Source organism: Streptomyces sp. RKAG290 (genome assembly GCF_023701695.1).
Lineage (GTDB): Bacteria > Actinomycetota > Actinomycetes > Streptomycetales > Streptomycetaceae > Streptomyces.
Genome location: NZ_JAJOZC010000001.1, coordinates 3,314,944 through 3,333,356 on the forward strand (window position 1 = coordinate 3,314,944; position 18,413 = coordinate 3,333,356).

General features: G+C 67.9%; 12 protein-coding genes, 1 tRNA gene, 1 other RNA gene and 2 pseudogenes. 5 read left to right on the top strand and 11 right to left on the bottom strand.

Features of this window, described 5'->3' with window-relative positions:
- Positions 1 to 119 precede the first annotated feature (119 nt).
- From purD to ffs, 3 genes are all read right to left on the bottom strand, one after another.
- Complete coding sequence (gene purD / locus LNW71_RS14375) at positions 120 to 1,370, bottom strand: phosphoribosylamine--glycine ligase (RefSeq protein ID WP_250968591.1); 1,251 nt, start codon at positions 1,368 to 1,370, stop codon at positions 120 to 122.
- 389 nt (positions 1,371 to 1,759) lie between these two features.
- Positions 1,760 to 3,940: a DNA polymerase III subunit gamma and tau gene (locus LNW71_RS14380; protein ID WP_250968592.1), complete on the bottom strand. Its 2,181-nt coding sequence runs from the start codon at positions 3,938 to 3,940 to the stop codon at positions 1,760 to 1,762.
- Between the two features lie 128 nt (positions 3,941 to 4,068).
- Positions 4,069 to 4,165, bottom strand: an RNA gene (gene ffs / locus LNW71_RS14385) — signal recognition particle sRNA small type.
- Positions 4,166 to 4,284: 119 nt separating this feature from the next.
- On the opposite strand from ffs, the gene LNW71_RS14390 reads away from it, so the two are divergent.
- The 4 genes and pseudogenes from LNW71_RS14390 to LNW71_RS36935 all read left to right on the top strand — a co-directional run.
- Positions 4,285 to 4,372, top strand: a tRNA-Ser gene (locus LNW71_RS14390).
- Positions 4,373 to 4,855: 483 nt separating this feature from the next.
- Positions 4,856 to 5,647: a hypothetical protein gene (locus tag LNW71_RS14395; protein WP_250968593.1), complete on the top strand. Its 792-nt coding sequence runs from the start codon at positions 4,856 to 4,858 to the stop codon at positions 5,645 to 5,647.
- Positions 5,644 to 6,930: a 7-cyano-7-deazaguanine synthase gene (locus LNW71_RS14400; protein WP_250968594.1), complete on the top strand. Its 1,287-nt coding sequence runs from the start codon at positions 5,644 to 5,646 to the stop codon at positions 6,928 to 6,930. The genes LNW71_RS14395 and LNW71_RS14400 overlap by 4 nt, the downstream gene beginning before the upstream one ends.
- A 664-nt stretch (positions 6,931 to 7,594) precedes the next feature.
- Positions 7,595 to 7,744 (top strand): annotated as a pseudogene (locus LNW71_RS36935) (PaeR7I family type II restriction endonuclease); the annotation flags it as partial.
- 189 nt (positions 7,745 to 7,933) lie between these two features.
- Here the strand turns inward: LNW71_RS36935 and LNW71_RS14405 are convergent.
- The 8 genes and pseudogenes from LNW71_RS14405 to LNW71_RS14435 form a co-directional block, all read right to left on the bottom strand.
- Positions 7,934 to 8,308 (bottom strand): DUF6086 family protein, encoded by a 375-nt coding sequence (locus LNW71_RS14405; protein WP_250968595.1) that lies wholly within the window; start codon positions 8,306 to 8,308, stop codon positions 7,934 to 7,936.
- Positions 8,309 to 8,615: 307 nt separating this feature from the next.
- A complete protein-coding gene (locus tag LNW71_RS14410) occupies positions 8,616 to 10,478 on the bottom strand; it encodes a PrsW family glutamic-type intramembrane protease (RefSeq protein WP_250968596.1) in 1,863 nt (620 codons plus the stop codon).
- A gap of 21 nt (positions 10,479 to 10,499) precedes the next feature.
- A pseudogene (locus tag LNW71_RS36940) lies at positions 10,500 to 10,786 on the bottom strand (hypothetical protein); the annotation flags it as partial.
- A 565-nt stretch (positions 10,787 to 11,351) separates the two neighbouring features.
- Positions 11,352 to 12,260 (bottom strand): hypothetical protein, encoded by a 909-nt coding sequence (locus tag LNW71_RS14415; RefSeq protein WP_250968597.1) that lies wholly within the window; start codon positions 12,258 to 12,260, stop codon positions 11,352 to 11,354.
- A gap of 134 nt (positions 12,261 to 12,394) precedes the next feature.
- A complete protein-coding gene (locus tag LNW71_RS14420) occupies positions 12,395 to 13,693 on the bottom strand; it encodes a hypothetical protein (protein ID WP_250968598.1) in 1,299 nt (432 codons plus the stop codon).
- Between the two features lie 29 nt (positions 13,694 to 13,722).
- Positions 13,723 to 14,079 (bottom strand): hypothetical protein, encoded by a 357-nt coding sequence (locus LNW71_RS14425; RefSeq protein ID WP_250968599.1) that lies wholly within the window; start codon positions 14,077 to 14,079, stop codon positions 13,723 to 13,725.
- Between the two features lie 968 nt (positions 14,080 to 15,047).
- Complete coding sequence (locus LNW71_RS14430) at positions 15,048 to 15,329, bottom strand: type II toxin-antitoxin system RelE/ParE family toxin (RefSeq protein WP_250968600.1); 282 nt, start codon at positions 15,327 to 15,329, stop codon at positions 15,048 to 15,050.
- Positions 15,330 to 15,333: 4 nt separating this feature from the next.
- Positions 15,334 to 15,603 (bottom strand): type II toxin-antitoxin system Phd/YefM family antitoxin, encoded by a 270-nt coding sequence (locus tag LNW71_RS14435; RefSeq protein WP_250971999.1) that lies wholly within the window; start codon positions 15,601 to 15,603, stop codon positions 15,334 to 15,336.
- Between the two features lie 330 nt (positions 15,604 to 15,933).
- On the opposite strand from LNW71_RS14435, the gene LNW71_RS14440 reads away from it, so the two are divergent.
- Positions 15,934 to 18,360, top strand: coding sequence for a helicase-associated domain-containing protein (locus LNW71_RS14440; RefSeq protein ID WP_250968601.1), 2,427 nt, complete (start codon positions 15,934 to 15,936; stop codon positions 18,358 to 18,360).
- Positions 18,361 to 18,413: the final 53 nt, after the last annotated feature.

The following is an 18,413-nucleotide window of genomic DNA, read 5'->3' on the forward strand; positions in this document are numbered from 1 at the left end:
CTTTGGGCAAAGCTGCTGACGCGCCGCTGCCCATGGGGCAACGGCGCATCGACGGAGGTCGGACAGCGAGCGGGGCGGTACGGCTCAGGGAGCCGCGCCCTGCTCGACGGCGGTGCGGCTCAGGCCTCCGCGGCCTTCTTCGCGATGTCGGTGCGGAGCTGGGAGCCGTCGAGACGGATGCGGGCCGCCGCCGCGTAGGCGCGCTCACGCGCACCCGCGAGGTCCTTGGCGGTCGCGGTCACGGAGAGCACCCGGCCGCCCGCGCTGACGACCGTGTCGCCGTCCCGCCTGGTCCCGGCGTGCAGGACGTACGCATGCGGGGCATCCTGTGCCGCGACCTCTTCGAGGCCCTCGATCGGATCACCCGTTCGCGGGGTGTCCGGGTAGTTGTGGGAGGCGATGACCACGGTGACGGCGGCGTCGTCGCGCCACTTCAGCCCGGGCAGCGCGTCGAGGGTGCCGTTGGCGGAGCCCAGCAGGACAGCGGCCAGCGGGGTCTTCAGCCGGGCCAGGACCACCTGGGTCTCCGGGTCGCCGAAGCGGGCGTTGAACTCGATGACCCGTACGCCGCGTGAGGTGATCGCGAGACCCGCGTACAGCAGCCCGGAGAAGGGCGTACCGCGGCGGCGGAGCTCGTCGACGGTCGGCTGGAGGACGGACTGCATGACCTCGTCGACCAGCTTGGGGTCGGCCCACGGCAGCGGGGAGTACGCGCCCATGCCGCCGGTGTTCGGGCCCTCGTCGTTGTCGAGGGCCCGCTTGAAGTCCTGGGCGGGCTGGAGCGGCAGGACGGTGGTGCCGTCCGTGATCGCGAAGAGGCTCACCTCGGGGCCGTCGAGGAACTCCTCGATGACCACGCGGTCGCAGGCCAGCGCGTGTGTACGGGCCGCGTCGATGTCGTCGGTGACGACGACGCCCTTGCCGGCCGCGAGACCGTCGTCCTTGACGACGTACGGAGCGCCGAACGCGTCGAGGGCCGTGTCGATCTCGGCGGCGGTGGTGCAGACGTAGCTGCGGGCGGTCGGGACGCCTGCCCCGGCCATCACGTCCTTGGCGAACGCCTTGGAGCCCTCCAGCTGGGCAGCCTTGCCGGACGGGCCGAAGCAGGGGATGCCGGCGGCGCGCACGGCGTCGGCGACCCCGGCGACAAGCGGTGCCTCCGGGCCGACGACCACCAGCTCGGCGCCCAGTTCGGTGGCGAGGCGCGCGACGGCAGCGCCGTCGAGGGCGTCGACCGGGTGCAGTTCGGCCACCTCTGCGATGCCGGCGTTGCCGGGGGCGCAGTACAGAGCGGTGACGTCGGGGTCGAGGGACAGAGAGCGGCACAGGGCGTGTTCGCGGGCGCCGCCGCCGATGACGAGGACCTTCACGGGGTGCAGCCTATCCGCCGGGGCCCGGCGGTCTTGACGGCCGCCGATCCGTGGACACGGTGGGGTGGGGCGGGGGGCACTGCGGGCGGTCGGGACGATGGCCTCTGGCGGGCGCCGATCCGTGCGCACCGCGGGAGGGGCGGGGTGTGCTGCGGGCGGTCTGGACGATGGCCTCGACGGGCGCACATCCGTGGACACCTCGGAAGGGGCGGGCCGGCGGGCCGGGCCTGGGCGCGGCGCCATTCTACGGACACCGCCCCGTGAACGGCACGGGGCCACCGGACCGGCCAGGCCGACGGCAGCGCTGCCTGCGCTGAGCCCGGCAGCCGCATGCACCGCCGAGCGCTGGGCACCGCGGTCCGGCCTGCTCGGCCCACTCGGCCTGCTCGCTACTCGTTGGTGAACTCCTCGACGACCGTGGCGCCCAGCTCGCGGACGATCAGGTCGTGGCCGGAGAGGGCCGAGTCGACCAGGTCCGGGTCGTCGGCTTCGGCGGTGTCGTCCTCGGGGGCGACCGAACGCGGCGGCTCAGGAGCCGTGTACGAGGGCGAGGGGGACTCCGCAGCGGGTCCGTTGCCGCCGGTCTGCTGCTGACGCTCCGGGGCGGGCCGGGACTCGTACTGCTGCGGAGCGGGCGCCGCCGGGCGCTGTGGCGCGGCCGGGGCGGGGGGTCGGCCGCCGCCGGTCTGCGGGGGCTGTCCGCCGCCGCCCGACGGGTCGACGATCGCCTCGATCTTCCACTGGGCATTGAAGCGCTCGGCCAGTGCCTGCTTCAGCACGTCCTCGCTGCCGCTGCTCGTGAAGTTGTCGCGGGCGCCCGCGTTGAGGAAGCCGATCTGCAGCGTGGCACCGTCGAAACCGGTGACCTGGGCGTTCTGGCTGAGCAGGATCCAGGTGAACCGCCGGCGGTTCTTGACCGCTTCCAGGATGTCGGGCCACATGTTGCGCACCTGTCCGGCGCCCTGCGTCATGCCCGGGGCCGGCTCCGGGGCGGCGGGCACCGGCGCGGGTGCCGAGGCGGGAGCTGCGGCCGGCACGGGGGCGGCCTGCGGGGCCGGTGCCTGGCCGGGAGCGGAGGCGGTGGGCCAGCCACCGGGCCTGCGCCCCTGCTCGGGCGCGGCCGCGGCGGGCCAGCTGCCGGGCCGCTGGCCGGCCGGGGGAGCCGCCGCGGGGGGCGGCTGCACGGGCTCGGCCGGCGGAGCTGCCTGCGCCGGAGCGGGCGACGGCACGTCCCCGCGCGCCGCCGCCCGCGCCGCAGCGGGCCCCGCCCCTGCGTCGGGCTGCGCGACGGCAGCGGGGACGGGGGCGGGGGCGGATGCCTGCGGAGCCTGAGGAGCGACGGGGGCGTGGGCCAGGGCCTCGGGCCCCGGGACGTAACCCATGGCGGGCCCGGGGCCGGTGGTGGCGAAGGACGCACCCCGCTCCAGCCGGTCCAGCCGGGCCTGCAGCGAACGCTCGTCGTCGAAGGCCGCGGGCAGCAGCACCCGGGCGCAGATCAGCTCGACCTGGAGCCGCGGCGAGGTGGCACCGCGCATCTCCGTGAGCCCCTCGTTGACCAGGTCGGCGGCGCGGCTCAGCTCGGCGGCGCCGAAGACGGATGCCTGGGCCTGCATCCGCTCGACGACATCGGCCGGTGCGTCGATGAGCCCCTTCTCCCCGGCGTCCGGCACCGCGGCCAGGATCACCAGGTCACGCAGCCGCTCCAGCAGGTCGGCGACGAAGCGCCGCGGGTCGTTGCCGCCCTCGACCACCCGGTCGACGACCTCGAAGGCCGCGGCCCCGTCGCCCGAGGCGAAAGCGTCGACGACGGAGTCGAGCAGCGAGCCGTCCGTGTAGCCGAGGAGCGACGTCGCCATGGCATACGTCACACCCTCGTCGGCGGCACCGGCCAGCAGCTGGTCCATGACCGACATCGAGTCACGCACGGACCCCGCGCCGGCCCGCACCACCAGGGGCAGCACCCCGTCCTCGACGTAGCTGTTCTCCTTGCCGCACACCTCGGCGAGGTATTCGCGCAGCGTCCCCGGCGGCACCAGCCGGAACGGGTAGTGGTGGGTGCGCGACCGGATGGTGCCGATGACCTTCTCGGGCTCCGTGGTCGCGAAGATGAACTTGAGGTGCTCCGGCGGCTCCTCGACCACCTTCAGCAGGGCGTTGAACCCCGCCGATGTGACCATGTGCGCCTCGTCGATGATGTAGATCTTGTAACGACTCGACGCCGGCCCGAAGAACGCTTTCTCCCGCAGATCACGGGCATCGTCCACGCCACCGTGCGAAGCGGCGTCGATCTCGATCACATCGATCGATCCCGGCCCGTTGCGCGCGAGGTCCTGGCAGGACTGGCACTCCCCGCACGGCGTGGGCGTGGGCCCCTGCTCACAGTTCAGGCAGCGGGCGAGAATCCGCGCGCTGGTCGTCTTGCCGCAGCCACGCGGACCACTGAACAGGTACGCGTGATTGACCCGGTTGTTCCGCAGGGCCTGCTGCAGCGGGTCAGTGACATGCTCCTGACCGATGACCTCGGCGAACGACTCGGGGCGATAGCGGCGGTACAGCGCAAGGGACGACACACATACGAGGTTATCGGGGCGGACCGACAACCGGTCCCGGACCGGGCACACCACCGGTCCCGAGACCCTCGCCACCGCGGAAACCGCAGGAACCGCGGAAGTCGGACCCCCGCCGGACGGCCCGGAAACGTAAGGACCCCCCACGCACCCGCCAGAGCCAACCTACCCTTGCTGCCTTCCGGCCCTGGGGGAGTTCAGTCAGATAGCGCCACGTGAGGGGCTGACGCCCACCTTAGCCGATCCTCGCCCCCGCAAGTCCACCTCCCCGTCCCGGAACCCCGCCGGGGACAGTCGACGGGGAACGGGTTCGCGAGCACTCCTCAACGTCTTGTATTGTTTGCCGCGGAGGATTCGCCTAGTGGCCTAGGGCGCACGCTTGGAAAGCGTGTTGGGGGCAACCCCTCACGAGTTCGAATCTCGTATCCTCCGCCATTGCTCTCACCGGGCAATACGTCGAAGGCCCCCGCAGCTCGCTGCGGGGGCCTTCGACGTTGGTGGTCTCAGTTGGTCTGCACGGGCTCCTGCCGCCAGGACAGCAGGTGACGAGATCAGTTCGCTGCCACTCGGTTAGGAGCCAGCCCAGTGCCCATCGCCGGTGGGCCTGGACAGCAATGCTCACCAATCGGTTCCGCGGCCCACAGCGTCGAGCCAGACCAGTGCCACTGCACGGGGTGCCGCGTGCGGCCATCCCGCCGGCCCCTCGGACTCGACCTCGCAAGGGGCCCAAAGCGCGCGAATCATGCTCGGCAGGGTGATGCGATGCGGCCGAGGAACACCTGAGCTCCGTGGCCCAAGACAGCGGCCGAGATGAGCCCCCTGAACCGGCCACGAGCGTGGCTGAGTTGCGTTCTATCTGCGCCCTTGTGTTCCTGCTCCCATAGCAAGGGGACACCGTCAAGCCGATGGGTGGTTGGCATGGGCACATCCACACGCTGGTTGGGGCCGGGGGGCCGGTCAGGTACGGCAGCCGAGTGGAGCGCCTTAAGCAGTCGGCTGTCCAGATGGAACAGCGAAGGGCCGCAGGCCGAACGGCTTCTCGACAAGATCTTCGATGACTATCTGGATGTACTGCACCGAACCATGCGCGAAGACCAGTCCGCCTTTGGCCTCGTCGACGCCGCGACCGAGGCCGGCTACCGCCTTGCCGACGCGATGTCCGCGATGGCTCACGCCGGCCCAACGGCTGCGGACGACTTCCTGGCCCGTTTCACCGACGAAGTAGGCGGGAGTGGCAGCACGATCACCGACGCAGCGATACGTCGGGCCGCGACGGACACTGCCGAGCGGCTTTTGGAGCGACAGAACGCAGAAGCTGGCGGAGGCGAAGCAGCGGGCGGAGGTCTCACCGGGGATCTGCTGTGCCAGCTGTACCAGTGGTTCTTCGCGGACATCGTGACCGAGTTCCTACGGTCGGTCATTGCCGAAAAGGTCAAGCTCGTCGTGCCTGTCCTGCACGTTCTCAACCCTGGTGACCACGTGGCCGAATGGGCCGCCGACAAGGTCCTCTCGCTGGTGCCGAATCCCTGCGAGGAGGCGGCTGAACTGGCGGAGGAGGCCGAGTCCGCGGAGTCGGTGATCGCGGACCCGGTCGGCTCCCTGCCCGACATCGCCCGGAGTCTGGTCCCCGGCACGGTGGGCAAAGTGCTGGGTCTGGTCGTCAAGGACGTTCTGGAACACCAGTTAGGCGCCCGGGAGGCATCCCCATGACGCCTACCTACCGCCCCTTCTTCTGGATCGAGCCCGGCGGGGCAAAGTCACCCGCCGGATGGCAGCCTCTGAGCGACCATAACTACTGGGAGGCAAAGTCCCGTGCTCCGCAGTGGCAGTCCTTCCTGGCCCCTGCTCCTCCTTGGGCGGACGACCTGCACCGACTCGGCCGTGCGGTCTTCGCCGCGGACAAACACGCCCGCCGTCGCGCCTCCTTCGACCGCTGGACCCGCCACATGCGGCTCTCCATACCCGTCGCCGAGTACGAGCGCTGGCAGTCCATCCGACCGCTCCTCGCTTCCCTGCTGCGAACCATGACCGCCGACCGCTGGGATGTGGAATTCCGTGAAGCCCGCTTGGCCACCAACGCGCCCTTCACGTTCGACCCGGACTCCCGGGCCGGCGAGGTCGCCCTGTTCTCCGGAGGTCTGGACTCCCTGAGCTGGGCGGCTCAGCGCGCCTCTTTCCGTACATCCGAAGAGCTGTTGCTCATCTCTTTCGGTGAACAGAACTTCGGGCACCTTCAGGACTCTGTATATGACGGCATCTACCAGCGCCGGGCTCGCCCGGTCCGCCGCATCACCCTGAGCCAGAACGTACGCATCAAGGACAAGGAAAAGGGGGATCCGGACCCGGAGCGCACCACTCGCTCTCGTGGGTTCCTCTACGCGACCACCGCTGTCCGCGCAGCAGCCGCCGAGGGCGCCCCCTTCGCACATATTCCCGAGAACGGCCAGCTCTCCATCAATCCGCCCCTGACCCCAGCCCGTGCCGCCGCCTGCTCCACGCGATCCGTCCACCCCTGGACCCTGCACCTGCTGAACCGGCTGATCGGCGCCATCGCCGACGGCTTTGTCGTACGCCTCCAAAACCCGCTCGCCAACCTCACTAAGCGCCAGGTCTGCCACTCCGCACTCGACGCCGGCCTCACCCCCGCCGACCTCGCCGAGACCCTGAGCTGCGGCATCCCTCCCAAGCAACACCCGCACAGCTCCGGCCTCGCCAACTGCGGTCTCTGCTACCCCTGCCTGGTACGCCGCGCGGGCCTGCTCGGCATGGACCACACTCCCTACGACTCCGACCCCTGGGATCCGCGTCTCAGCTGGGACCAAGCGGAACACTGGCAGGCCTTGCTGAGCTGGCTCGACGCCTCCTACTCCCTCCGAGACCTGATCGCCGACACCCCGCTACCTCCGGGGGCGGATCCGCAAGCCACGCTGGCCGTTATCAAGCGGGGGCGCGAGGAGCTGTCAGAATTGCGGGAGGTCGAGGGCAAGGTTTGATGCCGGCGCCGATCCCGCACTGCGTGGTCTTCGTGATCGCCATCGCGTCGGTGACCAACTGCTTACAAGGGGCGTAATTCGCGCTCTTCACCAAGGGCACCGACCTGTGAGGTGAGGTCGGTGCCCCAGGTCGCGGACGGGTGGTGCGCTACTGGCAAAGCAACCCGCCCCACTGGCAAGGCAGTTCCTTTCGATCTCCCATTCGGTGAAGGTGGGTGTCCTCTGCCATATTTGGCACCTACCTCAGCTCAGGGCTGCTACGGCCTCGGCCGTCCGCGGTGCTTCCGACGCGGCCAACCGACGCAGTCGCACGGCTCATCCTGGTGTCAGATCCGGTCTGCAGTCTGGCTGATGGTCGCGATCAACGCTGAACGGGGGGCTATGGCCGAGCTAGTGAAGGAAGCAGCTCGATTGTATTGGGCTGCGCGCGAGAGACGCATGTAAGGAGCCATTCGCCGGGACGCCACTACCAATGGACTCTCAGCGATAAGAACAGGCGGCAGGTTCGATGACCTAGTGACAGCTTTGGTCGACACCCTTGCTGAAAGCGGAATCGGCCAATCTGGATTCGGGTCGGTCAAGCTGCCGAATTCCCGGGCTCTTACGGTCTCGGTCGTTCGGCATGGAACGTAGCCATATTCAGGGATGACAGCCCCTCGCCGCCATCACCATCAAATCGCTCAGCGGCCCCAGCTACGGAAATAATTTCAACAATCGCATCCAAGAGCTGACGTCAAACGCTTTCGCAGTCAGGCAGCACGACGGCCAGAGGATCGAGAGATTTCACCCATACCTCGGCATCTTCTTCCTTCCAGAAGAGGGAAAAGGCGTAAATACCCCCTACGGATACCCCAGGGAATCTCCTACAAGGAGCGACTGGGCGAAACATTCGCCCAGTCTCATAGCGACGGCCTTTACGATGGCGTCGCCTACGCCTATCCGCCCTCGTGAACTGTGTTGCACGGCGGCCACCTTGGCCCTGGGCCCACTCGCCCACGGCCGTTCATCCCGGCGGCATGGACCTCTCCACGTGAACCAGAGCAGCATGCCAGAGAGCCAGGTCTTTGGGATGAATGGCGTGGCTCGCGCCGCCGGTGCGCTGCACCAAGACCAGCGCAAGGGGAATGAACCCAGACAGAAGTGACCTCAAGGCCGCATTATTGACCTCCTGATACTTGGCAACAAGCAGGGCCGTGAATCCCTCGAATGCCGGACCATCGACCCGGCATTCATCCTCGACGATCTCGCCGATGCCGGAGTCAACGTTAAGCAATCGAGAGAGGGAAGCACCCTGATCTACAAATAGTCGCGCTACCGAACTGGATGGATTCCAAACATCGTTGCCGTCAACCTGAAAATAGCAGCTCACTGCGCCCACCAAACCCTCACGTCGACTCCCGGGTTGCCTTGAAGCCATTTCTTGACTCCAGATTCTACTGCGGTCCTGAACTCCGGTGTCGCGCCGGGCTCGGTGAACCGTATTCCGATAGGGGCATTCTCGTACCCTTGCATGTGCGGTCGAGCTCGAACGTAGGAGTCCAGCTTCTTAAACACATGCTTGCCGACCCATTTGTCAACATTCATCCCCTGCGCACGGCCGGTCGCTGACTTCTCTTCCCACAGGACACCATTCTCGATGCGATCGATATCCGTGATGGTGTCGGACCAATCAGCCGAATTGTCTACTACGTAGTTGGTGTCCCCTTCCTTTGGCGGACGCACACGATTCGACTGCCCGTCAGCGGGTTTCGTAGCGGAAGAATCGGAACTACTGGCATCCGATGAATCCCGCCCCCACCCGCGTCGACCCCTTCAGCTCCGACTGCCATGAGGACGATGCCGGCCACACCCAGATTGCCTGCGGCGAGAGCCGTTGCGCCTTCGGCGAGCATGCTGCCGCCGGCGAGGGCGAGACCGGCGCCCGGCGGGAAGAGGGTGAGGAGTGAGAGCAGGGAGAGCAGGAGGAGCGCGAAGCCGAGGTAGACCAGGAAGGTGTCGAGGGCCTCGAGGAGGTGGAAGGTCTGGATCCCATGGCCGGACGGGCCGGCGTCGCCGAGGCTGCGGTAGAGCAGAAAGCCGCCGGCGGTCGCCGAGCCGACTGCGGTAGCCATGCGGAAGCGGTGGACGGCGAGGACCTCACCCACCAGTTGGGCTGAGACGGCCCGCAGAGTGTGCAACAGCATGAGGAGCTGCCACGTGATCCAGGCCAGGGCCCCGACGCCGCACCAGAGCAGAACGCGCGGGCCCGGATCGCTGGTGAAGAACTCCTGGAGGTGAGACGTGGACTTGAACGAGCCGACACCGAGGAAGAGCAAGGAAGGGAGCGCGAGGAGGCAGGGAATCAGCAGGAGCCAGCGGCGCCGGGTGGTGGTCCGGGCCGCTTTGAGGTGGGCGCGTATGTCGACCGTCCGCCACGCATCCTCGTGGTCGGAGGCATCGATACGGGCGGCGACTGTAGCGACCACTCGCCGCAAGGGCTCCGTGTCCTCAGCTGGGGTGAGGGCTGCGACGTACATGAGGGAGCGGCGCAGGCGTACAAATCGCAGCGCGACCAGAGTGCTGAAGGGCGGCCGCCAGCACGCGTATCGGAACAGCGCAGCCGCGCTGTCGCCTTCGGCACGCTCGGTGGCGAGCAGGATGCCGGGCACGGTGCACTTGGCACGATGCAGGTGACGAAGATCCACCACCATGGCAAGGGCCAGACAGACGAGGGGCATCACCCACGCCTTACCGTCCAGGTTCTCCAGCCAGCGCTCGGTCGATCCACCCGGTTTACTGGCCGTGTAGTTGTTGAGGGTGTGGTGCGTGATCGCGACGGCGACCGGCAGCAGGGACAGCAGTCGCCGCCAGCCCCGGGTGCGCCACAGCAGCCCAGCGCCCAGACCGGCCATGGCAGTCCAGACCAGGTGAGTGAACGTCATAGCCGCACCGGCCTGCCCGAGATCGAGCGACCCGGAAGGCGCGGGCAGCCATGCAGTGAACACCTTGGCGGGGCCGGGCACGAAGGGTGGAGAGAGACTGTCGGGAATAACCCAGCCGCCGTCCCGGGGGATCGAGCGGCGCGCGTCCAAGCTGAAGCGCAGCAGGGATTCCAGCAGCCCGAAGCCAGCGCCGAGCCCGGCCCCGAGGATGACGAAGTCGGTAACTCCCCACTGCCGACGCACCTTGACGTGCAGTCCTACCAGCAGCAAGGGGGTTGCCTTGATCAGTTCCTCAACCCAGGGAGCCACTGTGTAACTGGTACTCCGCACCACATCGGCCAGGGCCCGGCCGCCCTCGTCGGCGATAGTCCGCGTGTACGCCAGCTCCAGCAGCGCGGCAGCCACACCGCATCCGTACATCCCGACTGCGAATCCTGCTAGCACCGTCGTCAGGCGGACTGATCGGGTCGGCGACGACAGCAGAAACAGCTGAAACACACCCCAGGCGGCGGCCGCCGCCATCATCAACGCCACATCCCACCCCGTCACCCGAAACACCATCACATTTGCTTGAGCAACGTTGATGGTAGGTGCTTGACTCCACGCAGACAAGGGCTCCTTGCCCACTTCCACCTTGAATGCATGGCCCGCGGTGTCGCGTAGGGGCAGGTTGCGTAGGCCGGTCGCGAGGCAGCCCGGATCCGCCTTCGACCCGGGCCGGGAGGCGGTGACGGGGCGCAAGCCGGGCGATCGGACAGTCGTAGGACAGCCGAACAGCGGCGGGCTAGCCAGGGCACGAACTCGTGGGCGCCGCCCACAGAGTCGCGCCGGACGGGGGTCTGCCGCCCGCGCTTCTGGGGCAGTCGGACGAGGGTGAGGCGGGTTGCCTCGATGTGGTCGGCGACCATCAACCCAGTTGAAGCGTTCCCGATCCTCTCCGAGCTCCCTGACGAACATTTGGAAAGCGTGTTGGGGGCAACCCCTCACGAGTTCGAATCTCGTATCCTCCGCCATTGCTCTCACCGGGCAATACGTCGAAGGCCCCCGCAGCTCGCTGCGGGGGCCTTCGACGTGCAGGGTCTCAGTTGCGCGGGGCGGACAACCACGGACGGGCTTCGTCGGCGCTCTGCCGCATCGGGACCAATGTTCTCCTGTGCGCCCCACGTAGGGCTCCGCGGCGGCGCCCATGGCACCCAGCCCAAGTCAGCTCCCTGGTGAGGTCGCTGGTGAGAGCGCGGGCCGTCGACGTTGGCCGTCCCGGTCCGGTCTTGCGGGCCGCTACCGGGGCGTCCACCTCCCCCACGTCAGCCGGCAGGTCGGTGCCCGTTTGCCCGGCTCCGAAGCCGGCCCGCAGATCGCACGCGGCGCGGGGGTGAAGACGGGGCGTCCGCCGAGGGGCTGCCGCGTGGGCGTTTGTACGTACCCTTCGACCCGTACAACACACCTTGGCCTCGCTGACCGACAGCGGCACCGCGGCAGCGGTGAAGCCTCCGTACCCGTCTACGCCTGCCCGCCGTCCATGCGATTCCTGTTGAACACCGCCAGGTGCCCGTACTCGGCGCGTGTCACGGCGTCGGAACCCGGCGGCAGCGCACCCAGGCCGGCATCGACCGCGACGCTGTCCGGGAAGGGCTCGGACGGCCAGGCGCACTCGAGGATGAGCGAGTCCCAGGCCTCCCGGGAGCTGCGTCCCGCACGATCGAGGACGAAACCCCGGCAGTCGTCACGGAACTCGTCCAAGGCCCGCACCAGCGCGGCCACCACCTCCTCGCGCTCCGGCTCCTGCAGGTGGGCGATTTCGTAGACCACCGCTGTCGTGGTGTCGTCGAGCCGACGCACCCGAACGATCGTGTAGATGTCCAGAGCGAGCCACAGGTGCAGTTCGAACTCGCCGTCACCAGGGCCGGCCAGCGCCACGGCCATACCGGACACGTCATGTACGGGCAGGGGATCCGATCCGCCCTCACCGGTACGGGCGAGGAACACGTCGTCGGTGAGCAGATGGCGGGTGTTCAACCCAGCGGATTCCAGCGCTCTCAGCAATCGGCCCCACCTCTGCGATGTCAAGTCCGCCAGGTACCACGAGAAGAACCCTCCCCCGCCTTCCTCGGTGTTCGCCCCCTTACCAAAGGCGGATGGGCCGAAAATCTCGTCCACGATCTCCACGTAGCGCGCACTCGAAATTTCGGGAGGCGTGTAATTCGCGGCACGGACAGCCACCAGAAAATCTTCCGGCAGTTCCACATGATATCGGCGGATATAATACTGGAGTTCGAGGGGCCACACCCATGTGCCATCGGTGATGATCGATCCAGCCCCATCAACAAATTCCTCGTCATTCGAGATTACATCGAGGTCCGCCCCCATTGTGGTGTAAATCTCACGGCATGACGACATGTATTCCAGCATCTGCGCCTCATCGAACAACGCATGAGACCGAACGTCGTCATGAATAGACGGAGCCGACCCATCCGGGTTCTGCGAATTGAACTCTCTATAGAACCCGACTCGCCTAGTCACTGAACCTCCACTGCTCGTTCTCATTAGTTGGCCATCGGCAGGTACGTACGCCAATATCCACCATCGCCGATCGCGGGCGTCTGCCCCAGGCCCTTCTCGGCAGAGGTTCCCACCTTATTAGTCGGCGCCGTCACGGGCACTCCCAGGTCGTTGGCCACACTCTGAGCAAGCGGAAGTTCCACGGAGTTCGGCGCGGCATAACCTGAGTGGCACGAGATCAGACGCACCGGGCCACCATCATAATTGGGATTGCTGCGGATAGCGTCCGAAATATGGGTCGGATGCACCTTGAAATCCATTAGTGTCTTTCCCGAACTATTGACCCGCCCAGGCAAAAACACACCCGTGTTCGTACCGTGGATGATAACGTCATGCTTTCCGGGAACGCGAGCGACGCGTTTAGCATTGGCCAACGTCTTCGTGTCGTATCCGATGGTTGTGGTCCGGTTTCCGAAATATACAGGGTCCCCGGATATGAGCGCATGATCGCCCGGCACCTTAGGCGGAACGTGCACTTTCGAGTTCTCGCTCCGGAACAGATCCCAGGTGCGCCGTTTCCCCATGTCGTCGAGCGCCAAAGGCATGCGCCCGGCTCCCGCGAGGTTCGGGTTCGCGATTCCGATTGGGATGTCCTGCCTGAAAAGGTTGGAGAAGCCACCCACTTCGCCGGCGGCACGTGTCACACTGGCAGCGCCGCCGAACGCGCCACCGAACGCACCGCCATAGATACCCGCTTGTTCCACCGAGTCGAGGCTCAGGCCGTCCTGGAGGCCCGTGGCCATCCTGAGCGGCTGGGCGACTGCGAGGTCGACGGTGATGCCCTCGATCGCACCGAAGGCAATACCCGTCAACGTGGTCGCGGCGATGGTGGCGACGGTGGTGGACACCGTGACGCCAAGCCCGGCAGCGACTTCGATGATGGCCGCGGCCGCCGCCGCGGAAGCCGCGGCGGAGGTACCAAAGGTGAACACCGCGAGGCCCACTCCCGCGGCGATGACCGTAGCTCCGATGCCGATCTCGGTCCACAGAAGCTCAATGGCATCATCCACGGCGTCAGCGAACTCTTCGAGCGCCTTGGCCATGGCCCGGGCCGCCGTGGCCGTGTCGTCCAGCCACCCCACACCCTCACTCTTGTGATAGCGCTCCCAGAAGACCCGGAAGGCGTCGATCGCCTCACCCTGATTGTGGAGAACGACAGAACCGGCTTTGCCGTTGACCGGCCCGATGACGTCGTCCACCGCGTCCGCGAACGTCCGCCACGCCGTCGCAGCCGATCGCAGACTGCCCGAGTTCGCATCCGGCCACCACATACCAGCCTTCATGAGAAGGTCCTTGGCTATGTCCTCAACATTCACTTGGCGCCCTTGTCCCCGTCGGCGCCAGGCACCCTAACCTTGGTGAACATGCCCTCAATGAGCTTCTCGTTGTCCACGTAACCGTCGGACATGTCGGTCATGGCGGCGTGGATGCTCCTCAGTCCGAGCAGCAGGATGCCGACACCTTTCTCGATCTCCTCACGCTTCGGCGAGTACGCGTCCCCGAACTTCTGGCCCTGCTCGTCCTCCCCCCAAGGCGAACCCAGCGCGGCCAGGGACGCCTTGAGCGCCTTCGCCGCATCACCGAGCGCCTTGCTTTGCTCCTGGAACGTCGGCGCCGCATCTTGCAAGTCCTGCGTAGAGATACCGAGAACCTTGCCCGTGTCGCCCATCTTTCCTCCTCGTCATGCCGTTCAGGAAGCCATGACCGTACTTGGCCCCCGCCGGACGACACGTCATATGAGATGGGAGCCGCTGCCGATCGAGTCCGCCCACGGCGCTGGCACGGTCTTCATGAATCACGATTTTTGCGGTCGCAGCCTCGCACCGGCGCGGCACGCCGAAACCGACCGTGCGGTCCCGCCGTACGCGACCGCACCGTCCGACCTCGCTTCGTGGACCCTCTTTCCAAGTGCCGGGAGGCAGCCTGAACCAGGATTTTGCATCCCTCCGCGTCAACTCGTGTCCACACAGGAGCGAAATGCCGCAGCCACTGGAATGGCGAGCCGTCGCCGCCGCCCAGGATGCCAGACCCTGTCCTTAGTAGTACGGCGGACTACTACTGGTAGGACGTCTCGACGCTCACGGGACTGCCGCGAGCGTCGAAGAACTGGTCCCAGTTCCGGTCTCATTCACCCGTGCACGGCAGCGTTCAGGGGCCTGTTTCTCAACGACTCCGCCCCAGATCAGAACACCCCGCGACCATCCTTGAATCACCCGACGAAAACTTGGAAAGCGTGTTGGGGGCAACCCCTCACGAGTTCGAATCTCGTATCCTCCGCCATTGCTCTCACCGGGCAATACGTCGAAGGCCCCCGCAGCTCGCTGCGGGGGCCTTCGACGTTGGTGGTTGGAGTTCCCGGCGGGGCCCCGATGGATCCGGCGCAGGGAGGGCGGCCAGGTTCTGCGGTCTCTGCGCGTCGGTCCCGCTCAGCCGCCGCGCACTTGGGGTGGTCGGCGTCGAAGCATCGAGTCCGGGCGCCGCTGGACCGGGGCGAGGAGAAGCACTGCGCCAACTGGACAGCACACCCGTACCCCCGCCGTATCGGCCTGCCTGGCCGATCGGCGGTTCCCACACACGGGGGACCTCAAAGCCGCGACTCCCGGCGGCGGTCGGCGTCAACGGGCAGGACGGAGGGGTCTACGGAACTTGACGGTAGATATCGCGGCGGTTGCCGACGGCCAGGACCCACACGATCAACCGGCCGTCCTCAACGGTGTAGACGACGCGGTAATCGCCGACCCTGAGCCACCAGCGGGCACTGTGCCCCTGGAGGGCCTTGATGTCGAAGGACGTGGTGACCTCCGCATCCATCGCCTTCTGGAGTTCCGTGAGACGGTGCAGGATGCGCAGGGCGTCCGGGCGCGGAATCTTGAGCATGTCCCGCTGGGCGTGCGGCGTGAAGCGCGTGATGTACCCCACGGGATCAGCCCTGTCGATCGCGCAGCAAGGCCGCCATCTCTTCGAGCGAGACAGCCCCCACGGTGCCCTCGGACTCAGCTTCGTCGGCCAACCGGTTGAGCCACGCCTCTTCGACATTCTCCGCGATCTCGCGCAGACGCCGGTACTCCTGGATATCGAGCACGACGGCTTCCTGCTTGCCGCGCCGAGTGATGATGGTCGGGATTTCCTCCCGACTGGCGCGATCAATGACGTCAGCGAGGTGGCTGCGGACGTCGGCCATGGATTCAACCATCGGTTCACTCATGTCACGAATGTAGCGGATGTACATGAAGCATGGCGCGCGGGAGGAAGCGCCAACGGCGCCCTGGCGTCCGCGCGCCGCAGGACCGCCGCCACCGGCCTGCTGATGTCCCTGTCGGGCGAGCTTCCGCTGCCTCCATACCGGACAGTTCAGAGTATTTCGGCGGGCAGGCAAGGCACCTCCAGCTCGACGACACCCGTGCGCGGGAACCTTCCGCCGTGCGAGGCATCCAAGCCCACCGGGTGGGCCATCCTTGAGCCCGGCGCCGGACTGGCCGACGTCCGAGCGTGGCGCATTCATTGACCTGAGGTGAGGTTCTCCATGGCGTCCGGATCAACGCTGAGCACGTGGCTGCGCGGTCTCGACGGCCCTCGCCTGGCACGCCTGCTCGCGACGCGGAAGGACACCGCGTCCCCTCCGGAGCCGCGCTCGCTGGGGGAACTGGCGGACCGTCTTCAGCGCCCGGGATCGGTGGCACTCGCGCTGCCCCTGCTCACCCTGCCCGACTTGCAGGTGGCCGAAGCCGTGGCGGCGTTGGGGACGCCCGCGTCGCGCGAGGACCTGGCGAAGCTGCTGGGAGCGACGGCCGGCGAAGCCGGCCGCGCCCTGGAAGCAATCCTGGAGGCACTGGCCGGACACGCGCTGGTCTGGCCGGACCACAGCGGAAGGCTCCACATGGCCGCATCGTTGCGACAAGCGTGGGAGGCGCCGCTCGGGCTGGACGCACCACTGGCGGAGCTGCTGGCGGACATGACCTCCGACGAGCTGCGCGGCATGCTGGCGGCACTGGGCATCAAGCCGCCCGTCAGCAAGCAACAGTGCATGGCAGCGCTGCTCGCACACCACAGCGATCCGGAAGGGATTGCCTCGGTGGTCGCGAAGGCTCCTGCGGCGGCCCGGAAGCTGCTGGAACGCCGAGCGAAGTCCGGGTCGCCGCAGCCCGCGTCCATCACGTCCGGGGCTCCCGGCGCCGACTCCCAACCGGGCGGGCGGTGGGCGCTGGACCGAGGGTTTCTGATCCGGGACCGCCGAGGGTACGGCCCCGCCCGGCTGCCCGTCGAGGTCGCACTCGCGCTGCGCGGGCCCTGGCACGCGCCGTTCGAACCCGGGCCGCCCACCGTGCAGTTGGTGTTCGTCACTGCCGCGGAGGTGGACCGGGAGGCGGCAGCCGCAGCCACGGCGTTCGCAGCGCATGCCGCCTCGGTCCTGTCGGCATGCTCGGCAGCACCGCCGGTCAGACTGAAGTCCGGCGGTGTCGGCGCACGTGAACTGGCCCGCATCGGCAAGGCCGCCCAAACAGATGACGCCGAGGTACGCATCACGCTGGAGGCCGCATACGCGGCAAAGCTACTGGCCCGGGACGGCGACCGCGTCGCCCCCACCAACGCATTCGACGCCTGGGCGGCGCAGGAGCCGTCGGAACAGTTCGCCGCGCTGCTCGAGGCATGGTGGAACCTGCCCCTCACCCCCTCCCAGGCACGCGACGAGGACGACAAGGCTCTGCCCGCAGTCTCCGGGGCGCCGCCCTGCGGCGGCTGCTTGCAGACCCGATACGGGTTGCTCGCCGCTGCGGCGCACCTCCCGGCAGGGCGGGGGGCGCAAGCAACCTCGGACCTGGGGGTGCTCGTGGCATGGCACCGCCCGCTCGCCGACCCCACGCCCCAGGGCGAAACACCGTTCGCCCTCGCGATCCGCGAGGCCGAACTGCTCGGCGTCCTCGCCCGCGGCGCGCTGTCGTCCCTCGGCACCGCCGTACGAGCCGACGACACGGACGAACTGGCCGCCGTGTGCCGGCGTCTGCTGCCGGCGGCCACCGGGACGGCCCGGATCGGCGCTGACCTCACTGCCGTCGTCGCCGGAACACCGACCGCGCGACTGGACGCGCTCCTGGATTCCGCCGCGGACCGGGAAACCCGTGGCACGGCCTCGGTGTGGCGGTTCAGCGCCGACAGCACCCGCCGCGCCCTGGACTCCGGACGTACTTCGGACGAGATCACAGCCGATCTGTCCGCCATGACCGGCGGGCCCCTGCCTCAGCCCCTGGCGTATCTGATCGCCGACACCGCTCGCAGCCACGGCCGCGTACGCATCGCCCCCGCCGCCTGCGTCATCCACGGCGAGGAGCCCGCGCTCCTGGCCGAAATCGCCGTCCACAGCAAGCTCGCCGGTCTCGGCCTGCGACGGCTCGCCCCGACAGTCCTGGTCAGCCGCAGCCCACTCGACCAGACCCTCGCCGCGCTTCGAGCCCAGGGCTACGCTCCCGTGGCCGAGACGGCCGACGGAACCGTACACGTCGAGAAGACCCGGCCCCAGCGGGCCGCCGCACCCGTGCCGGCACCACGGAAGGCCCGTGCGCAGGCCGGCCTCCGAACTACGACGTCTCCCCACGTGGCGAAGGCCCCCGCCGCCGACCTGAAGGCCCTGGCCGCCAAGCTTCTGACCGCGCCGCCGGCCGCACCGGAACCCGACCCGTTCGGCCCCGGCGGAGTCCCCTTCGATACGGATACCGAGGAGATCGTCGCCGGGTACGCGAAGCGGCTGTCGTACAGCGATGTCCGACAGCTGGCCCATGCCATCGACACCGGTACGGCCGTCACGGTCGATTATGTCGCCGCTTCAGGAGGCCGCACCGTACGCACCCTCGACCGCCTCACCCTCGACCCGCCCCATCTCGAAGCCTGGTGCCACCTGCGGGACGCCGAACGCGTCTTCACCCTCTCCCGGATCCACGGAGTGATGCCCGCATAGGACCGAGTGGTCCAGCGGCAACGAAATACAGCTTGCGAGATTTACCTGAACCC